The sequence below is a fragment of the Bacteroides sp. An322 genome, from assembly GCF_002161765.1.
GTDB classification, from domain to species: Bacteria; Bacteroidota; Bacteroidia; order Bacteroidales; family Bacteroidaceae; genus Phocaeicola; species Phocaeicola merdavium.
The window spans coordinates 1-723 of the sequence record NZ_NFIN01000068.1 but is presented as its reverse complement, the minus strand read 5'-3'; the positions used below and the strand labels follow the sequence as shown (position 1 = coordinate 723).

Sequence of the window (723 nt, the reverse complement as noted above, 5' to 3'; positions counted from 1 at the left end):
TGAGCCGTCCGCGCAGGTTCGGCAAATCGTTGCTCACCAGTACGCTTCGTACTTATTTTGAAGGGCCAAAAGAATTGTTCGAAGGGCTTGCTATCGAGAAGTTAGAGACGGAATGGACACAGTATCCTGTGTTGCATTTCGACATGAGTTTGGGCAAGCATTTGGACAAAGATGCCTTGAACCGTTATCTGCATAATATGCTTGAGAATAACGAAATCCGGTTAGGCATCACGACACGTGAAGCACAAGACACGAATATCCGGCTTACCAACCTGATCATGGATGCGTATGCGAAGTACGGGAAGCAGGTGGTGGTCTTAATAGACGAATACGATGCTCCGCTTTTGGACGTGGTGCACGAAGAGCGTGATTTGCCCACATTGCGTAACGTAATGCGTAACTTCTATAGCCCCCTGAAGGCTTGCGACCCTTACCTGCGCTATGTGTTCCTGACAGGTATCACCAAGTTTTCGCAACTCAGTATCTTCAGCGAACTGAACAATATACAGAACATCAGCATGGTAAAAGAATATGCGGCTCTTTGTGGCATTACTGAGAAAGAGATGCGTACGCAAATGGATGCGGATTTGGATGCGTTTGCCGAGAAAACAGGTATGGATAAAGAGCAGTTAGTAGAAAAGCTGAAATCCTATTATGACGGTTATCACTTTACATGGCCCTCTCCTGATATTTATAATCCTTATAGCTTGATGAATGCTTTCA

At 45.4% G+C, this 723-nt stretch carries 1 protein-coding gene; it reads left to right on the top strand.

The genetic code is table 11. The features are described from left to right. Nucleotides 1-723: AAA family ATPase (locus tag B5F91_RS14750; protein ID WP_158099935.1), on the top strand; the 723-nt coding region annotated here is incomplete at both ends.